This window comes from Pseudomonas sp. RIT357 (assembly GCF_000632245.1).
GTDB lineage: Bacteria > Pseudomonadota > Gammaproteobacteria > Pseudomonadales > Pseudomonadaceae > Aquipseudomonas > Aquipseudomonas sivasensis.
This window is the reverse complement of sequence record NZ_JFYX01000012.1, coordinates 362,855-378,101: the sequence shown is the minus strand read 5'-3', so window position 1 is coordinate 378,101 and position 15,247 is coordinate 362,855. Positions and strand designations below refer to the sequence as shown.

The 15,247-nt window shown below is 60.9% G+C and carries 15 protein-coding genes; 10 read left to right on the top strand and 5 right to left on the bottom strand.

Annotated elements, in window-relative coordinates; translation table 11 throughout:
- Window positions 1-7 precede the first annotated feature (7 nt).
- The 4 genes from BW43_RS16330 (at window position 8) to BW43_RS16345 (ending at window position 4,013) form a co-directional block, all read left to right on the top strand.
- Window positions 8-664, top strand: a complete 657-nt coding sequence (locus tag BW43_RS16330; RefSeq protein ID WP_032886353.1) for an alginate O-acetyltransferase AlgF — start codon at window positions 8-10, stop codon at window positions 662-664.
- Window positions 665-812: 148 nt separating this feature from the next.
- Window positions 813-2,264, top strand: coding sequence for a mannose-1-phosphate guanylyltransferase/mannose-6-phosphate isomerase (locus BW43_RS16335; protein WP_032886351.1), 1,452 nt, complete (start codon window positions 813-815; stop codon window positions 2,262-2,264).
- Between the two features lie 457 nt (window positions 2,265-2,721).
- Window positions 2,722-3,186, top strand: coding sequence for a hypothetical protein (locus tag BW43_RS16340; RefSeq protein WP_032886350.1), 465 nt, complete (start codon window positions 2,722-2,724; stop codon window positions 3,184-3,186).
- A gap of 14 nt (window positions 3,187-3,200) precedes the next feature.
- The gene (locus tag BW43_RS16345; protein WP_032886348.1) at window positions 3,201-4,013 is read left to right on the top strand and encodes an SDR family oxidoreductase; all 813 of its coding nucleotides are present in this window, start codon (window positions 3,201-3,203) and stop codon (window positions 4,011-4,013) included.
- On the opposite strand, the gene BW43_RS16350 is transcribed toward BW43_RS16345, so the two are convergent.
- The gene (locus tag BW43_RS16350; RefSeq protein WP_032886347.1) at window positions 4,010-4,867 is read right to left on the bottom strand and encodes a LysR family transcriptional regulator; all 858 of its coding nucleotides are present in this window, start codon (window positions 4,865-4,867) and stop codon (window positions 4,010-4,012) included. The two genes, BW43_RS16345 and BW43_RS16350, sit on opposite strands and share 4 nt — an antisense overlap.
- A gap of 111 nt (window positions 4,868-4,978) precedes the next feature.
- Between BW43_RS16350 and BW43_RS16355 the strand changes: the two genes are divergently transcribed.
- The 4 genes from BW43_RS16355 to BW43_RS28310 all read left to right on the top strand — a co-directional run bounded on the left by BW43_RS16355 (window position 4,979) and on the right by BW43_RS28310 (window position 8,038).
- Complete coding sequence (locus BW43_RS16355) at window positions 4,979-6,160, top strand: MFS transporter (protein WP_032886346.1); 1,182 nt, start codon at window positions 4,979-4,981, stop codon at window positions 6,158-6,160.
- Window positions 6,160-6,561, top strand: coding sequence for a hypothetical protein (locus tag BW43_RS16360; RefSeq protein WP_032886344.1), 402 nt, complete (start codon window positions 6,160-6,162; stop codon window positions 6,559-6,561). Before BW43_RS16355 ends, BW43_RS16360 begins: the two co-directional genes overlap by 1 nt.
- A gap of 105 nt (window positions 6,562-6,666) precedes the next feature.
- Window positions 6,667-7,593 carry a hypothetical protein gene (locus BW43_RS16365; protein WP_050442824.1) on the top strand — a complete coding sequence of 309 codons (927 nt, stop codon included), beginning with the start codon at window positions 6,667-6,669 and terminating at the stop codon, window positions 7,591-7,593.
- Window positions 7,583-8,038 (top strand): hypothetical protein, encoded by a 456-nt coding sequence (locus tag BW43_RS28310; protein ID WP_241089444.1) that lies wholly within the window; start codon window positions 7,583-7,585, stop codon window positions 8,036-8,038. The genes BW43_RS16365 and BW43_RS28310 overlap by 11 nt, the downstream gene beginning before the upstream one ends.
- Window positions 8,039-8,095: 57 nt before the next feature.
- Here the strand turns inward: BW43_RS28310 and BW43_RS16370 are convergent, their stop codons facing one another.
- From BW43_RS16370 to BW43_RS16385, 4 genes are read right to left on the bottom strand one after another with little or no spacing between them, the layout of a single operon-like run.
- Window positions 8,096-8,956, bottom strand: coding sequence for an HlyD family secretion protein (locus BW43_RS16370; protein ID WP_032886342.1), 861 nt, complete (start codon window positions 8,954-8,956; stop codon window positions 8,096-8,098).
- Window positions 8,957-8,966: 10 nt separating this feature from the next.
- On the bottom strand, window positions 8,967-9,167 hold the full coding sequence (locus BW43_RS16375) for a DUF1656 domain-containing protein (protein WP_032886341.1): 201 nt from the start codon (window positions 9,165-9,167) through the stop codon (window positions 8,967-8,969).
- Window positions 9,157-11,334, bottom strand: coding sequence for an FUSC family protein (locus BW43_RS16380; protein ID WP_032886340.1), 2,178 nt, complete (start codon window positions 11,332-11,334; stop codon window positions 9,157-9,159). Before BW43_RS16380 ends, BW43_RS16375 begins: the two co-directional genes overlap by 11 nt.
- Before the next feature lie 10 nt (window positions 11,335-11,344).
- Entirely contained in the window at window positions 11,345-12,856 is a 1,512-nt protein-coding gene (locus BW43_RS16385) for an efflux transporter outer membrane subunit (RefSeq protein ID WP_032886339.1), read from the bottom strand.
- 182 nt (window positions 12,857-13,038) lie between these two features.
- Between BW43_RS16385 and BW43_RS16390 the strand changes: the two genes are divergently transcribed.
- Together BW43_RS16390 and BW43_RS16395 are read left to right on the top strand one after the other, a co-directional pair.
- On the top strand, window positions 13,039-14,007 hold the full coding sequence (locus BW43_RS16390; protein ID WP_027604744.1) for a LysR family transcriptional regulator: 969 nt from the start codon (window positions 13,039-13,041) through the stop codon (window positions 14,005-14,007).
- A gap of 213 nt (window positions 14,008-14,220) precedes the next feature.
- Window positions 14,221-15,195 (top strand): D-glycerate dehydrogenase, encoded by a 975-nt coding sequence (locus tag BW43_RS16395; protein ID WP_032886485.1) that lies wholly within the window; start codon window positions 14,221-14,223, stop codon window positions 15,193-15,195.
- Window positions 15,196-15,247: the final 52 nt, after the last annotated feature.

Below are 15,247 nucleotides of genomic sequence, written 5' to 3'. Positions count from 1 at the left end.
AACTCACATGACTTTCACTACAACTCCTCGTCGTCTCGCTAAAACCCTGGCTATTGCTGCCGGTCTGAGCTTCGTATCCCTGTCCGCCTTCGCCGGTGGTGATGCCGCGCTCTACGGCCCTACCGCGCCAAAAGGTTCGAGCTTCGTACGTATCTATAACGCCAGCAACCAGGAAGTCAGCGCCACCGTCGGCAACACCAATCTCAACGAGGTTGCGCCACTGGCCAGCAGCGACTTCAGCTTCATGCCGGGCGGTGACTACAGCGCCAAGGTTGGTAGCCAGAGCCTGCCGGTCAAACTCGCCGCCGATCACTACTACACCTTGGTCAACAGCGGCAGCGGCCAACCTCAACTGATCGAGGAACCGCCGTTCAAGAACAAGCAAAAGTCTCTGGTGCGCGTGCAGAACCTCAGCGACAAGGCCCTGACCCTGAAGACCGCCGATGGCAAGACTGATGTGGTCAAGTCGGTAGCTGCCAAAGGCCGTGGCGAGCGCGAAATCAACCCGGTGAAGGTGAGCCTGGCGTTGTATGACGGTGACAAGAAAGTCGGCGATGTGAAGCCGGTTGCGTTGGAACGTGGTGAAGCGGCGGTGCTGTATGTCACCGGCTCGGGTTCGAGCTTGTCGCCAGTTTGGGTCAAGCGCCCGGTGTCGACCCGCTGATTAGCTTTTGAAATTGACGCTCCCCCTTGTGGGAGCGGGCTTGCTAGCGAATACGGTGGTTCAGTAACAGATGTGCTGACTGAATCACCGCCATCGGGAGCAAGCCCCCTCCCACAGGCTCTGACCCAATTGATTCAAGGAGAAACACATGATCCCAGTAATCCTTTCCGGTGGTAGCGGCTCACGTCTTTGGCCGCTTTCCCGCAAACAGTTCCCAAAACAATTCCTGGCCCTGACCGGTGAGCACACGCTGTTCCAGCAAACCCTGGAACGCCTGGTGTTCGAAGGCATGGACTCCCCGATCGTGGTCTGCAACAAGGACCATCGCTTCATCGTCAACGAGCAACTGGCCAACCGTAAACTGGAATGCCAACGCATCCTGATGGAACCGTTCGGTCGCAACACCGCGCCGGCCGTGGCCCTGACCGCGATGATGCTGGTCAACGAAGGCCGTGACGAGCTGATGCTGGTGTTGCCTGCCGACCACGTGATCGACGACCAGAAAGCCCTGCAACGCGCCCTGGCCCTGGCCACCGTGGCTGCCGAACGTGGCGAGATGGTGCTCTTCGGCGTACCGGCGACCCGTCCGGAAACCGGCTACGGCTACATCAAGTCCACCAACGATTCGCTGCTGCCCGAAGGCGTTAGCCGCGTGCAGCAGTTCGTGGAAAAACCCGATGAAAAACGCGCCGTCGAGTTCGTCAAAAGCGGCGGTTATTTCTGGAACAGCGGCATGTTCCTGTTCCGCGCCAGCCGCTTCCTGGAAGAGCTGAAAAAGCACGATCCGGACATCTACGACACCTGCGTGCTGACCCTGGAACGCAGCCAGCAAGATGCCGACACCGTGTCCTTCGACGAAGCAACCTTCGCCTGCTGCCCGGACAACTCCATCGACTACGCCGTGATGGAAAAAACCCAACGCGCCTGCGTCGTACCGCTGAGCGCCGGTTGGAGCGACGTGGGTTGCTGGGCTTCGCTGTGGGCGGTCAACGATAAAGACGCCAACGGTAACGTCACCAAGGGCGACGTGGTAATCCAGGACAGCAAGAACTGCATGATCCACGGCAACGGCAAACTGGTGTCGGTGATCGGCCTGGAAAACATCGTCGTGGTGGAAACCAAGGACGCGATGATGATTGCCCACAAGGACAAGGTCCAGGGCGTCAAGCAGATGGTCAACACCCTCAACGAACAGGGCCGCAGCGAAACCCAGAACCACTGCGAAGTCTATCGTCCGTGGGGCTCCTACGACTCGGTGGACATGGGCGGACGCTTCCAGGTCAAGCACATCTCGGTCAAGCCGGGCGCCTGCCTGTCGCTGCAGATGCACCACCACCGCGCCGAACACTGGATCGTGGTGAGCGGCACTGCCGAAGTCACCTGTGACGAGAACGTGTTCCTGCTCTGCGAGAACCAGTCCACCTACATCCCGATCGCCTCGGTGCACCGCCTGCGCAACCCGGGCAAGATCCCGTTGGAGATCATCGAAGTGCAATCGGGCAGCTACCTGGGCGAAGACGATATCGAGCGTTTTGAAGATATCTACGGTCGCTCGACGCCGGTTGAACGTGGCGTGTCGGTGAAAACTATCGCGCAGTAAAACAGTCGTACAAGAAGCCCTCACCCAGCCCATTGCGTCCCCTATCCGCAGTGGGTTGGGTGGGGGCTTTTTGTTTGGGATTTGCGCTGGCTGTGAGGGCCTCATCGGGGCAAGCCCCCTCCCACCTTCGACCGCATTCCAAAGGCTGTACGCGGATAAATGTGGGCGGGGGCTTGCCCCTCCTACATTCGACCGCATTCCAAAGGCTGTACGCGGATAAATGTGGCCGGGGGCTTGCCCCTCCCACCTTCGACCGCACTCCAAAGGCTGTACGCGGATAAATGTGGGAGGGGGCTTGCCCCTCCTGCATTCGACCGCACTCCAAAGTGCTGTACGCGGATAAATGTGGGAGGGGGCTTGCCCCCGATGAGGCCGGCACGCCCACCACAGCACTCAAGGTAGCCAATCCCTCCTACGCTTAAGTTAGGATGCTCGTTCCCTATTCGAGGTGGTCTCCATGTTCTTCGGCGTTTTACTGATCATCACCTGGCTGATCCTCCTGCTACGCTACCCGGCCAAGGCCCTTCCGGTTTCTCTTGCTGCCTTGGCAGGCCTGGGTCTCGTGGCCGTTTGGGTGGTGTGGCTGGACAACCGCGAAGCTTCGCAACTGGCCCGTCTTGAACTGCGCATCACCTACGCCCCGCAGGACTGCCCCGCCGACCGCCCGCTGAAATTGACCCTGAACAACGGCAACGACGCGCCGCTGACCGAACTGCGCTGGCGCGTCGCCGCCTATGCGCCGGGCGACACGGTCAACCTGGCCGATAACGTCTATGCTGCCCCGCGCTATCGAGGCCCCGGCGAATTGCAGGCCGGCGCGACGTGGGACGATTGTCTTCCCACCCCACCGCTGCGCCCCGGTTACCGCCCGCAAACCCTGGAATTTCGTGCCGAGCACCTGCAAGGCAGCTTCTCGGACTGACAAAGGACTGATCCATGCCCAACGTACTCATCACCGGATGTTCCAGCGGAATCGGTCGCGCCCTGGCCGATACCTTCAAGGCTGCTGGCTTCGACGTATGGGCCAGCGCCCGCCGCCAGGACGACGTCGACGCCCTTAGCGCCGCCGGTTTCAACGCTCTGCAACTGGACGTTAACGACAGCGCCGCCCTGCAACACCTGGCCGAGCAATGGGGGGAGTTGGACGTGTTGATCAACAATGCCGGCTACGGCGCCATGGGCCCGCTGCTCGATGGCGGCACAGAAGCGATGCAGCGGCAATTCGAGACCAATGTGTTTTCCATCGTCGGCGTGACCCAGGCGTTCTTTCCCGCACTGCGTCGCAGCAAAGGCCTGGTGGTAAATATCGGTAGCGTTTCCGGCGTATTGGTCACCCCGTTTGCCGGCGCCTACTGCGCCTCCAAGGCAGCAGTGCATGCCTTGAGCGATGCTTTGCGCATGGAGCTGGCACCCTTTGGCATCCGAGTGATGGAAGTGCAACCCGGCGCCATCGATACAAGCTTTGCAAAAAACGCCGGCGCCCAGGCCGAGCTGTTGATCAACGAAAAATCGCCGTGGTGGCCGTTGCGCGAAGGTATCCGTGCACGCAGCCAGGCCTCTCAGGACAAGCCCACCCCGGCCAGGGTGTTTGCGGCGGATGTGCTCAAGGCGGTGCAACAACCACAGCCTCCGCGCCTGTTGCGCTCGGGCAACGGCAGCCGGGCGTTGCCGTTGATGGCGGCGTTGTTGCCCAAGGGGTTGCTTGAGACCGTATTGAAAAAGCGCTTCGGCTTGGCCGGAAAGCTTTAACCCTTCATAAAATCAATAAACGCCCGCACTTTCAGGGGCAGGTGCCGCGTGTCCGGATACACCCCATAAACCCCCTGTGGGGCGAAACGATGATCTGCCAGCAAGCGGATCAATCGCCCAGCCTCCAGGTCATCCTGTACCAGCCATTGCGGCAGGACTGCCACTCCATGGCCGCGCACGGCAAAAGCCTGGAGCACTGCTGCGCTGTCGGCCACCAGTGCAGCGGGCCCGGTGCGGAACTGATGCTCGCCACCCGAAGGGTCGGTCACGCTCAGCTCCGTCAAACGGCCATGGCCCAGCTTGGGCATGTGTTCCAGCTCATCCAGCGTTTGCGCCCCGGCAAGCGCTGGCGCCGCTACCGCAAACACCTCGAACGTCGACAACTGCACCGCGCGATGATTGGAATCCAGCAGCCGCCCCAATCTTATTGCCACATCAAAGCGCTCGGAGATCAAATCAGCGTGAGTGGAGGATGTGGATAAGTGAATGTTCAAGTCCGGGTGCTGGCTGCGGAAAGCTTCCACCGCCGGGGCAACCACGGCCAGCGCATATTCCACTGTGGTGGTGATGCGCAGGGTGCCCTTGAGCTGGGCATGCTCCGAGCGGGCTTCTTCCACGGCCAATTGCGCTTCTTCGAGCACGCGTGTGCAACGCAGGTAGAAGCGTTCGCCGGCATCGGTCAGCGCCAGCTGACGGGTGTTGCGGGTCAGCAAGGTGACGCCGAGTTCAGCTTCCAGGCGCTTGAGGTTGAAACTGACCACGGCGCGGGTCTGGCCCAGTAGATCGGCCGCTGCCGTGAGCGAGCCGGCCTCGACCACGGCCTTGAACGTATCGAATCGGTCCAGGCTTACCATCAGCCGGGCCCTCCTTTGTCAAAATATTTTTGACAAAGTAGCAGCCAAAGCGGCGTATCCCAAACCCGCCGTGACGCCTACCCTGCCGGCCTCTCTTGCAGGATCGCGCCCATGACCTACCCCTCGAAAGTCACCTGGATCTTTTTACTGGGCTTTGCCCTCGACCTGGTGAACATGTTCGTCGCCACGGTCGCCTACCCGGATATCGCCCGCGAATTGCACGCCTCGGTCACACAATTGGCGTGGGTGGGCAACGCCTACATGCTCGGCCTCACCGTGATTATTCCGTTCAGCGTATGGCTGGCAGCCATGATGGGTGAGCGCGGCTTGATGGTCGTCAGCTTGCTGCTGTTTGCCGGGGCGTCGGTAATGGTGGGGCAGGCGAGTTCGACTGAAGCGCTGATCGGTTGGCGTTTATTGCAAGGGTTGGGTGGCGGCCTGTTGATTCCCGTGGGACAGGCGATGGCTTATCGGCATTTTCCTCCCGCAGAGCGCAGCCAACTCACGGCCAGGGTGATGTCGGTGGCGCTGTTGGTTCCCGCACTGTCACCGGCGTTGGGCGGCTTGATTGTCGACAGCCTCTCCTGGCGCTGGATCTTCTATGCCAACCTGCCGCTGGCATTGATCACCTTGCTGCTCGCACAGCTGTGGATAAAACCCGACACCCCCACGCGTGTACGTCCCAAGCTGGAGGTGAGCCGTATTTTCAAACAGGTCAGCAGCCCTATGCTGCGAATCGCCATGCTGGTCTATTTGTTCATTCCCGGCGTATTCATCGGCACCAGCCTGATCGCCATCCTCTACCTTCACGACCTTGGATACGACGCCACCCAAACCGGTGCGCTGATGCTGCCTTGGGCAATGGCCTCGGCACTGGCGATTTTCCTCGGCAAAAAACTGTTCAATCGCTGCGGGCCAAAACCGTTGCTGATGGCGGGCATGGCGCTGCAATGCAGCGGCATTCTGGAGTTGAACGAACCGGCCCTGATTATTCCGGCCTACGCCTTGATGGGCCTGGGCGGCAGCTTGTGCAGCAGCACGGCACAGACGCTGGCGTTTCTCGACATCCCCGCCGAACGCATGGGCCACGCCAGCGCTTTGTGGAATATCAATCGGCAAATCAGCTTTTGCCTGGGCGCAGCCGCACTCAGTGCGCTGTTGTCGGCCTTGGATTCTTACGCCTTAACCTTCACGATTGCAGCAGCCTTGACCCTGCTGCCTCTTTTTGCAGTGCTGCGCCTGGATGCGTCCAGGGTCCGCACATTGCTCCACCCTGCCAGTGAGTCTCCCTGATGATCGATTACAGCGATTTTTTTGAAGAAGTGATCCAGACCCACGTCGAGATCGAGCAATGGTTTGCCGGGGTTGCGCCAGAAGGCACCCTGCAAAATCTGCTTGCGCGCTTCTCGCCTGAGTTCAGCATGATCGCCCCCGCCACCGGCACACGCGTCAATGCCGCCGGGGTCAACGCGCTGTTCACTCGCCTGGGCGGAATGCGCCCGGGATTGAAAATCACCTTGAGTGAAATGACCGGGATTGACCGACATGCGCGCGGGGCCACGGTGACTTATCGGGAGCTTCAGGTGGATGACAGCGGCACTAGGACCGATCGCCGCGCGACCGTGGTGTTTGAGAAGCAGGCGAGTGGCGCGCTGTTGTGGCGGCATTTGCATGAAACTTATGTAGCGCCATGAAATAACTCACAGGCCTGCTCCTACAAAAAATAGCGAACGGCCCGACATCATTACCAGGAAACTATCCCCAGGCTCTTTCACCTCTGTCTACTCACAGGTGAAAGGATGCCAAGCGATTTCCTGCGAAGCGGGGTGCCGGATGCGCACACCACAACTCGCCAGCGACTGACCAGCCTGCTGGACCTGCCCAAACTGTATCGAACCATTGATGCCGACCCGACCATCGTCGGGGCAGGTGTGGTGCATATCGGCAGCGGCTATCAGGTGACGGTGCTGCGCGAGTTTGTGCCGCTGTGCAGCATCAGGCCTAAGAGGGTGATTCTGCGGGAAGTGGCGCGGCCGGTGATGACTGCCGATGAGTATGCGCAGTGGTTGGCAAACTCACCGCGCGAGTCGCAGCTATGGCGCGAGGCAGCGGGGATGGCCTTGGCATGCAGTGGGGCTGTGATTGGGATTATCGTTGCCAAGGTAGGCATCGCGTCAGCGCCTATCAGTGCAGGTTCCAGCCTTGCAATTACTTACATTGCTTATACCGCTGCAGCCGCCAGTGCTTTGCAATGTGGCAACGGCATATGGAGAACCTACAAAGAACTAACCAACCCATCTGAAAACGACTATTACGACAGCCTTAGTTGGTATCAGGCAATGACCGTAGCCTTGGATGGCATTTCTTTGGTGGGTGCGGGCAGCACGACATTTGTCACGGTAAAGACTGTCATGACTATCAAAAATACGACAGGCCGCAACCTGACCGACATTTTGAGGCGTATGAGCCGACAGGAACGCGCAAAGCTGACATACGAAGTTCTGCGCCTGCAGAACCCTCGTCACTCTGGCGAAATAATTCGGTTAAAGCAGTTGGCCGGAACACTCCCCAAGCGCTTCAACAACGGCCAGTTACGCCAAGACCTTCTCATTCAACTCTCCGATCAGGTGGGTGCCGCTCTGGCAGTTACCGGCAGCGGCCTGTCCGGAAATATCAACCCTATTGTTATCGGCATTTATGAAGAGTTCAGCAGCCATGAACAATGACATCAACACCCTGCAAGATCCCCGAACGTTAACTCGATACACCCGACGTTTTGCATTCACTGTGGGTATGGGGGTCTCAATGAACTTAGTCAGCATTTCAGGCAACCTGTCACATAGCCTGTCGTATTACGCCCGAATAAATCATCTCCCTGTCGAATATGCGGTCGTGGCAAGCATGGCACTGCTACTGGCCATGTGCATTGGCCTGACCTTGGTGGCGGTGGGGTTTCGCTCTGGGCCGCCACTGCTTGCAGGCGTCGCGGCACTGAACGCCTTGCTTTCAGCAGGCTACTTGGGAAACAACCCGGTTACTTTGTTTGCATTATTTCCACTACTTCAATCGCTGTTCTGCCTGCTGATTTTAAATACAAGAAACCACCGCCGATTCGTCAGCATGCTGCGGGTCAAACGTCGAAGAAAGTTCAGAGCGAACGCAAAAACCTGAAGCGGTGCCCAATCTGCCTATCAACAAAAATCGAATGTGGGAGCCCCCTCCCACATTTCAGTTCGGCGTTTGGTTAACGATCACGGTGCAGGTGATGCCCGCCGCCAACAAAACGCCTTCCGGCACTTCATCAATGTGAATTCGCACCGGCACGCGCTGGGCCAGGCGCACCCAGTTGAAGGTCGGGTTCACATCGGCGATCAGCTCGCGGCTCTCTGGGTTGTCACGGTCGTAGATGCCTCGGGAGATGCTTTCTACGTGGCCCTTCAACGTCTCGCCGCTCATCAACTGCATATCGGCTTTGTCACCGACCTTCACATGGGGCAGCTTGGTTTCTTCGAAGAAGCCATAGACCCAGAACGAGTTCATATCCACCACGGCCAGCTTGGCTTCACCGATGCGCGCGTAGTCGCCACGATGCACGTTGAGGTTAGTGACGTAGCCATCCACCGCCGCCACGACCTGGGTGCGTTTCAAGTTGAGTTCGGCCGCTTCGAGTTGTGCCAGCGCGTGCTGGTAATCCGCCAGGGCCGAGTCGGCGATGTTGCTGGCGTCGTCGCGGTTTTCCTTGGAAATCACCAAGGCGTCGAGGTCGGCGCGGCGGTGGGCGTTGACCTTGCGCATCTCCCAGGTGGCTTTGCGCGAGGCCACCAACGATTGCGCTTGCTTGACCGCAATGCGGTAGTGCTCGGGGTCGATCTGCATCAGCAGGTCGCCCTTTTTGACCAATTGGTTATCGCGCACGGGCACGTCGATCACTTCGCCGGTAACGTCCGCCGCGACGTTGATGATGTCGGCGCGTACCCGGCCGTCGCGGGTCCATGGCGTTTCCATGTAGTGCACCCACAACGTGCGGCCAATCCAGATCGCCAAAGCCAATACCAGCAGGGTCGCAAGCAGGCTGAAAAACTTTTTCATCGGGGCATTCTCAACGGTAGACGGTCAGCGCCAGGGCGCCGAACAGGCAAACGAACAGGCTCAGGCGCAGCAACGCCGGGTGCCAGAAAAAACGGTACAGGTCGAAGCCGGCCAAGAAGCGGTCCAGCGCCCACGCCAGGCCTGCAGCGATCAGGAACATCAAGGTCATCGTCGGCATGTAGAGGCCGTGGAACGCGATTTCACGGGGCATGGGGGGATCCTTTAAGGGCCGCCAGCGGCGATTGCGGGTCGAGCAACGAGGTGCGGATAAAGTGCAGGTAGCTCTTCACCCGGCGCAGCGCCGAGGTGTCGAAGTGTGGGGCGAAGGGTTCGTCGGTGGCCTGCACGCGGCTGATCGCGTGATCGACGGCAATCAGGCCGCGCTCCAGATTGCTCGCGCTGGGTTGCAGGAACAGCCGCACCAGCGAGCGGCCCATCACGCGGATCGCCTGGCGCCACGGCTGGGACTCGGCATACGCCGGGTGCACTGGCAGGATCGCTTGTTCCTTGCGCAACTCGATGATCGCGTGACCGACTTCCAGCACAACAAACATCCAACGCAGCAAATCACGTTGTACCTGCGGCTGACCGACGGCGAGGCCATAGGCTTGGTGCAACAGGTCACGGGTGCGGCTTTCAAAACTCGACGCCAAACCCTTGAGCTTGCCGCTGATCGCGTACACCACCTGCTCGCGCAAATCCTGCTCCAGGCGGCGCCACAGCCAGCGGCTGTTGGGCGGCAGGATGATCGCGCCGGCGGCCGCGCACACCAGCATGCCGATGATCATGGCGATGTAGTCGTTGATGAAGGTATAGGGGTTGTAAACCGTGAGATTGTCCGGCACCGAGCCCGTGCTGAAGAAAATCAGCAGGCCCACGCCAACGCCTGCGTACTGCGGGCGTGAGGCGAGGAAAGCACCGAGGATGATCACCGGCGCGAGCATCACGCACAGCAGCGGGAAGCCGTCGATCCACGGGAACACGAAGAACATTTCGACAAAGCCCACCAACGCGCCGATCAAGGTGCCGCAGGCCATCTGGAACGCCATGCGTTTCGGGTTGGGCGTGGCGGCTGACAGGCCGACGGTGGCGGCGGCAATCAGGGTCATGGTGGCGCCGCTAGGCCAGGCGGTCGCCACCCAATAACTGCCGAGTACGATCAGGATAAACGACGCACGAATCCCCGAAGCGGCGCAGGCCAGCCAGTTGGTTTTCGGCGTGTAGGCTTCGTCCCAGTCTTCCCGCGCATGGCTGTGGTCGGCCAGGGAGGCATGGGTTTGCGCGTAGTTGTGCAGGTCGTCGACGAAGCGGTAAAGCAACTCGTAGGCGGTATGGAAATCCAGTTGCTCGGCCTCAGTGGGCTCACCTTCCTGGAAGGCCGTGCGCAGGCTGCGTACCTTGGCCGGCAGGCCGTCTTTGTAGGCCGACAGTTGGTTGACGAGGCGTGCCGCATCGGGGCTGGTTAATGCGCGACCGGAGAACCCATCGAGCACTTCGGCAAGGTCCTGCAGGCCGGGCTTGATCGCCGCCGCCACGTGATCCGCAGCATCCGTGCGCAGCCGTTCGAGCAACTGGTGCAAGGCATTGAAGCGCGTGGTGATGCTCATGAATTCGCTGTTGAGGCGACTGAGCCGGCCATTGCGTCGGCGCATATGCGGGTCTTCGAACACGGTAACGCTGCGCAGCCCTTCCAGGCCCACGGCTTCGGCGATGAAGCGCACGTTGCTGGCCTCGAAGCCTTCACGCTGGCTGCGCCCGCGCAAGCCATCGGTGACGAACTGCGCGAACACCCCGAAGCGCTGATACAACGCATTGCGCATGGCGGCGCTGGAGGTCTGCGGCAGAATCGCAGCGCTCACCAGCGTGGAGCAGATAATTCCCAGGGAGATTTCCAGTACTCGCCAAACGGCCGCCATAAAGGCGCCATCAGGATGGGCCAGCGCCGGTAGGCCAACCATCGCCGCCGTATAACCGGCCAGCACAAACCCATAGGCGCGGAAGTTACGGTTGCGCGTCGCACCGGCGGTGCAGATGCCGACCCAGATCGCCAAGGCGCCCAGAAACAGTTCGGTGTTTTGCGCAAACAAGGCGATCAACAACACCATCACCGCCGAGCCCGTCAGGGTGCCGAGGAAGCGGTAAAAGCTCTTGGCGAACACCTGGCCGCTCTGCGGCTGCATCACGATAAACACGGTGATCATCGCGGTGCGCGGTTGCGGCAACTCCAGGCGCATGGCCAGCCACAGAGTGAGGAACGCGGCGATCAACACCTTGAAGATGTACACCCAGGTCACGCCGTCGCTGCGTGCCCAGTCGAAAAAACCACGGCGCCACTCAAGGGAATGCAGCCAGCGCAGCGGTGCAGGCAAGGGAGTCATTACAACCTACTCAGTGATCGAATACGGCGAGGGCCGCCGGGGTTTTGCTCGGGAGGGTCTTGGCGTCCTGCGGTGCGTCCTTGCCTGCTTCGAGGCCACCGCCCAGGGCGGTCACCAGTTCGGCGTGTGCGCTCAAACGCGCGGCCTGGACCTGCTGCTCGATCTGTTGCTGGCGAAACAACAGGGTCTGGGCGTTGAGCACATTGAGGTAATCGGTGAGGCCGCGCTGGTAGGCGATCATCGCGATGTCATAGGTTTTCTGCGCCGAGGCCACCGATTGCGCGGCGAAGCCTTGTTGCTTGTCCATGGATTCTCGGCGGATCAACTGGTCGCTGATGCCCTTGAGCGCATTGATCAGGGTCTGGTTGTAACGAGCAACGGCGATGTCGTAACCGGCGCTGGCTTCACCCAACTCGGCACGCAAGCGGCCGCCGTCGAAGATCGGCAAGGTGATCGCCGGACCGACGTTGTAGTTGAATTTCTTGCCCGCCAGAAACTCCAGCATGCCGCCGCCGGTGGCCATGTAGCCGAGGCTGCCGACCAGATCCACGTTGGGATAAAAACCCGCGTGAGCCACATCGATGCCACGGGCCTGGGCCGCCACTTGCCAACGGCTGGCGACCACATCCGGGCGCTGGCCGAGCAACTGCGCAGGCAGGGTGGACGGCAGTTTCAGTGGCGCGGCAAGGGACAGGCTCGGCCGTTGCAACTGCGCGCCCTCCCCCGGGCCTTTACCCGCCAAGGCCGCCAGTTGGTTACGGCTCAGGGCGATTTCTTCGTCGAGGGCGTCCAGTTGGCGGTGGGTTTCCGGCAGCGGGGTTTCGGCCTGGCTTACATCGAAGTGGGTGCCGATCCCGGCATCAAGGCGTTTGTTGGCTAGGTCGAGGATCTGCTGTTGCTGGGCCAACGTAGCGGCGACGATATCGCGGTTGGCGTAGTGCAACGACAGCTGGATATAGGCGCGCACTACGTTGTTCTGCAATTCCAACTGGGCCTGGCGCGCCTCGGCAGCGCTCATGTGCGCCAGGTCGACGGCACGCTCGGTGGCGTTGCTTTCGCGGCCCCACAGATCGAGGGCGTAGCTCAGGCCCAAGGATGAGTTGTTATCCCAGGTGTTGGCGCCGCTCAGTTCGCCGGGGCCGTAGAACTGATCCTTGGGCCAGTTGTGGCGCTTGAGGGTGGTGTCGCTGTTGACCTGCAACGACTCGGCCGACTCGGCAACCCCGGCCATCGCCCGCGCTTCTCGCACCCGCGCGGCGGCGATGGCCATGCTCGGACTGCTGTGCGTGGCGAGCTCGACCCAACGGTTAAGTTGCGGGTCGCCGTAGGCTTGCCACCATTGTGCGGTGGGCCAATGGGCGTCCTGGGCGGCGCTCTGGATCGCTTCGTCGGTGGCCAGGGTATTGGCGTTCAACGCGTGGCCTTGGGGGGCGATTCCTCCGGTTCCGATGCAGCCGCTGATTGCTAACGATAAGGCCCAAACACTGAGAGTCTTCAGCTCTCTGCTGATGCGACGCGGCACGGCAAGCGAATTCCTGAGGTGGTGATGCGGGGAAGGTGGCGCAATTCTAGGGGGCGGGAGGAATGGCGATAAGCTGGCATTCCTGTGAATCTTTGTTACCGTTCAAGCGATAATCCGTTGGTAGGGATCACTGGACGGCGTAACTTTCTGTCACAATTTGTTATCTCCCCTGAGAACACTCCATGGACACTTTGCAAAACATGCGCGCCTTCAGTTGCGTGGCCGAAGCCGGCAGCTTCACCGCCGCTGCCGCCCAACTGGACACCACCACGGCCAACGTCTCGCGCGCGGTCTCCAATCTGGAGGCCCATCTGCAAACCCGCTTGCTCAACCGCACCACCCGGCGCATTGCCCTTACCGAAGCAGGTAAACGCTACCTGCTGCGCTGCGAACAGATCCTGGCCTACGTCGAAGAAGCCGAGGCCGAAGCCAGCGACGCCCATGCGCGCCCCGCCGGACAGTTGAAAGTGCACACCATGACCGGTATCGGCCAGCACTTCGTAATCGACGCCATTGCCCGCTACCGCCGCACCCACCCGGACGTGACCTTCGACCTGACCCTGGCCAACCGCGTGCCGGACCTGTTGGACGAGGGCTATGACGTGTCCATCGTGCTGGCCAGCGAACTGCCGGATTCAGGCTTCGTCTCCCAACGCCTGGGCATCACCTACAGCATCGCCTGCGCCTCGCCCGACTACGTCAAGGCCAAGGGCTGTGCACAGCGCCCCCAGGACTTGCTCAACCATGCCTGCCTGCGCCTGGTCAGCCCGGTGATTCAGTTGGACAAGTGGACCTTCAACGGCCCCGAAGGCCAGGAAAGCGTGGCGATCAACACCTCGCCGTTTCTGGTGAACTCGGCGGACGCGATGAAAACCGCGATCACCAGCGGCATGGGCGTCGGCCTGTTGCCGGTGTATGCGGCCATTGAAGGCCTGCGTAATGGCACCTTGGTGCGGGTCATGCCCACCTACCGTTCCCAGGAGCTGAACCTGTACGCCATCTACCCCTCGCGCCAATACCTGGATGCGAAGATCAAGACCTGGGTGGAATACCTGCGCGGTTCGTTGCCGGAGATCCTGGCGGCGCATCAGGCAGAGCTGGTGGCGTACGAGTTGAGTGGCAGCCTGAGCGGTGCGCGCCTGGCGAACTGATTGCTACCAGGCGATACAGGTCAAATGTGGGAGGGGGCTTGCCCCCGATGGCAGTGGATCGGTCAATACATCTGGCGACTGACGCACCGCTATCGGGAGCAAGCCCCCTCCTACATGTTTCCCTGCCCACTTTAGGTCTGCCGTGTCCTGACAACAGTGGCAAGGAATGTTAGCTTGCTTGGCATTCTTCCGTAGTCGATGAGCCCGCCTGCCATGAAAAAGACTGTCCTCGCCTTCAGCCGCGTCACCCCAGCCATGATCGAACGCCTGCAACAGGATTTCGAGGTGATCGCGCCTAATCCCAAGCTGGGCGACATCAATGCGCAGTTCAATGAAGCCCTGCCCCACGCCCACGGTTTGATCGGCGTGGGTCGCAAGTTGGGCCGTGCGCAGCTCGAAGGCGCGAGCAAACTGGAGGTGGTGTCCAGCGTGTCAGTGGGCTACGACAACTACGACGTGCCGTACTTCAACGAGCGCGGGATCATGCTCACCAACACCCCTGACGTACTCACCGAAAGCACCGCCGACCTGGCGTTCGCCCTGCTGATGAGCAGCGCGCGCCGAGTGGCAGAGCTGGACGCCTGGACCAAGGCCGGTCAGTGGAAAGCCAGCGTCGGCGCGCCGTTGTTTGGCTGTGATGTACACGGCAAGACCCTGGGCATCGTCGGCATGGGCAATATCGGCGCGGCCGTGGCCCGTCGCGGGCGCCTGGGCTTCAACATGCCGATTCTGTACAGCGGTAACAGCCGCAAGCTGGAGCTGGAACAGGAGTTGGGCGCGCAATTCCGCAGCCTGGACCAGTTGCTGGCCGAGGCAGATTTCGTCTGCCTGGTGGTGCCGCTGAGCGACAAGACCCGTCACCTGATCAGCACGCGCGAGCTGGGGCTGATGAAATCCAGCGCGATTCTGATCAACATCTCCCGTGGCCCGGTGGTCGACGAACCGGCGCTGATCCAGGCCCTGCAGGACCAGACCATTCGCGGCGCCGGGCTGGATGTGTATGAGCAGGAGCCACTGGCGCAGTCGCCGTTGTTCCAATTGAGCAACGCGGTGACCCTGCCGCATATCGGCTCGGCAACCAATGAAACCCGTGAGGCCATGGCCAACCGCGCGTTGGACAACCTGCGCAGTGCTCTGCTGGGCGAGCGTCCGCAGGATCTGGTGAACCCGCAGGTCTGGAAGGGCTGATGCTAAGGGCCCTGATCGCGCCTACAGTTTCCTGCGGCTGGGTCGATAACCT

Excerpts from the sequence above, each read along its gene's own strand:
- BW43_RS16330 (WP_032886353.1), top strand. The coding sequence starts at position 8 with ATGACTTTCACTACAACTCCTCGTCGTCTCGCTAAAACCCTGGCTATT.
- BW43_RS16335 (WP_032886351.1), top strand. The coding sequence starts at position 813 with ATGATCCCAGTAATCCTTTCCGGTGGTAGCGGCTCACGTCTTTGGCCG.
- BW43_RS16340 (WP_032886350.1), top strand. The coding sequence starts at position 2,722 with ATGTTCTTCGGCGTTTTACTGATCATCACCTGGCTGATCCTCCTGCTA.
- BW43_RS16345 (WP_032886348.1), top strand. The coding sequence starts at position 3,201 with ATGCCCAACGTACTCATCACCGGATGTTCCAGCGGAATCGGTCGCGCC.
- BW43_RS16350 (WP_032886347.1), bottom strand. The coding sequence starts at position 4,867 with ATGGTAAGCCTGGACCGATTCGATACGTTCAAGGCCGTGGTCGAGGCC.
- BW43_RS16355 (WP_032886346.1), top strand. The coding sequence starts at position 4,979 with ATGACCTACCCCTCGAAAGTCACCTGGATCTTTTTACTGGGCTTTGCC.
- BW43_RS16360 (WP_032886344.1), top strand. The coding sequence starts at position 6,160 with ATGATCGATTACAGCGATTTTTTTGAAGAAGTGATCCAGACCCACGTC.
- BW43_RS16365 (WP_050442824.1), top strand. The coding sequence starts at position 6,667 with ATGCCAAGCGATTTCCTGCGAAGCGGGGTGCCGGATGCGCACACCACA.
- BW43_RS28310 (WP_241089444.1), top strand. The coding sequence starts at position 7,583 with ATGAACAATGACATCAACACCCTGCAAGATCCCCGAACGTTAACTCGA.
- BW43_RS16370 (WP_032886342.1), bottom strand. The coding sequence starts at position 8,956 with ATGAAAAAGTTTTTCAGCCTGCTTGCGACCCTGCTGGTATTGGCTTTG.
- BW43_RS16375 (WP_032886341.1), bottom strand. The coding sequence starts at position 9,167 with ATGCCCCGTGAAATCGCGTTCCACGGCCTCTACATGCCGACGATGACC.
- BW43_RS16380 (WP_032886340.1), bottom strand. The coding sequence starts at position 11,334 with ATGACTCCCTTGCCTGCACCGCTGCGCTGGCTGCATTCCCTTGAGTGG.
- BW43_RS16390 (WP_027604744.1), top strand. The coding sequence starts at position 13,039 with ATGGACACTTTGCAAAACATGCGCGCCTTCAGTTGCGTGGCCGAAGCC.
- BW43_RS16395 (WP_032886485.1), top strand. The coding sequence starts at position 14,221 with ATGAAAAAGACTGTCCTCGCCTTCAGCCGCGTCACCCCAGCCATGATC.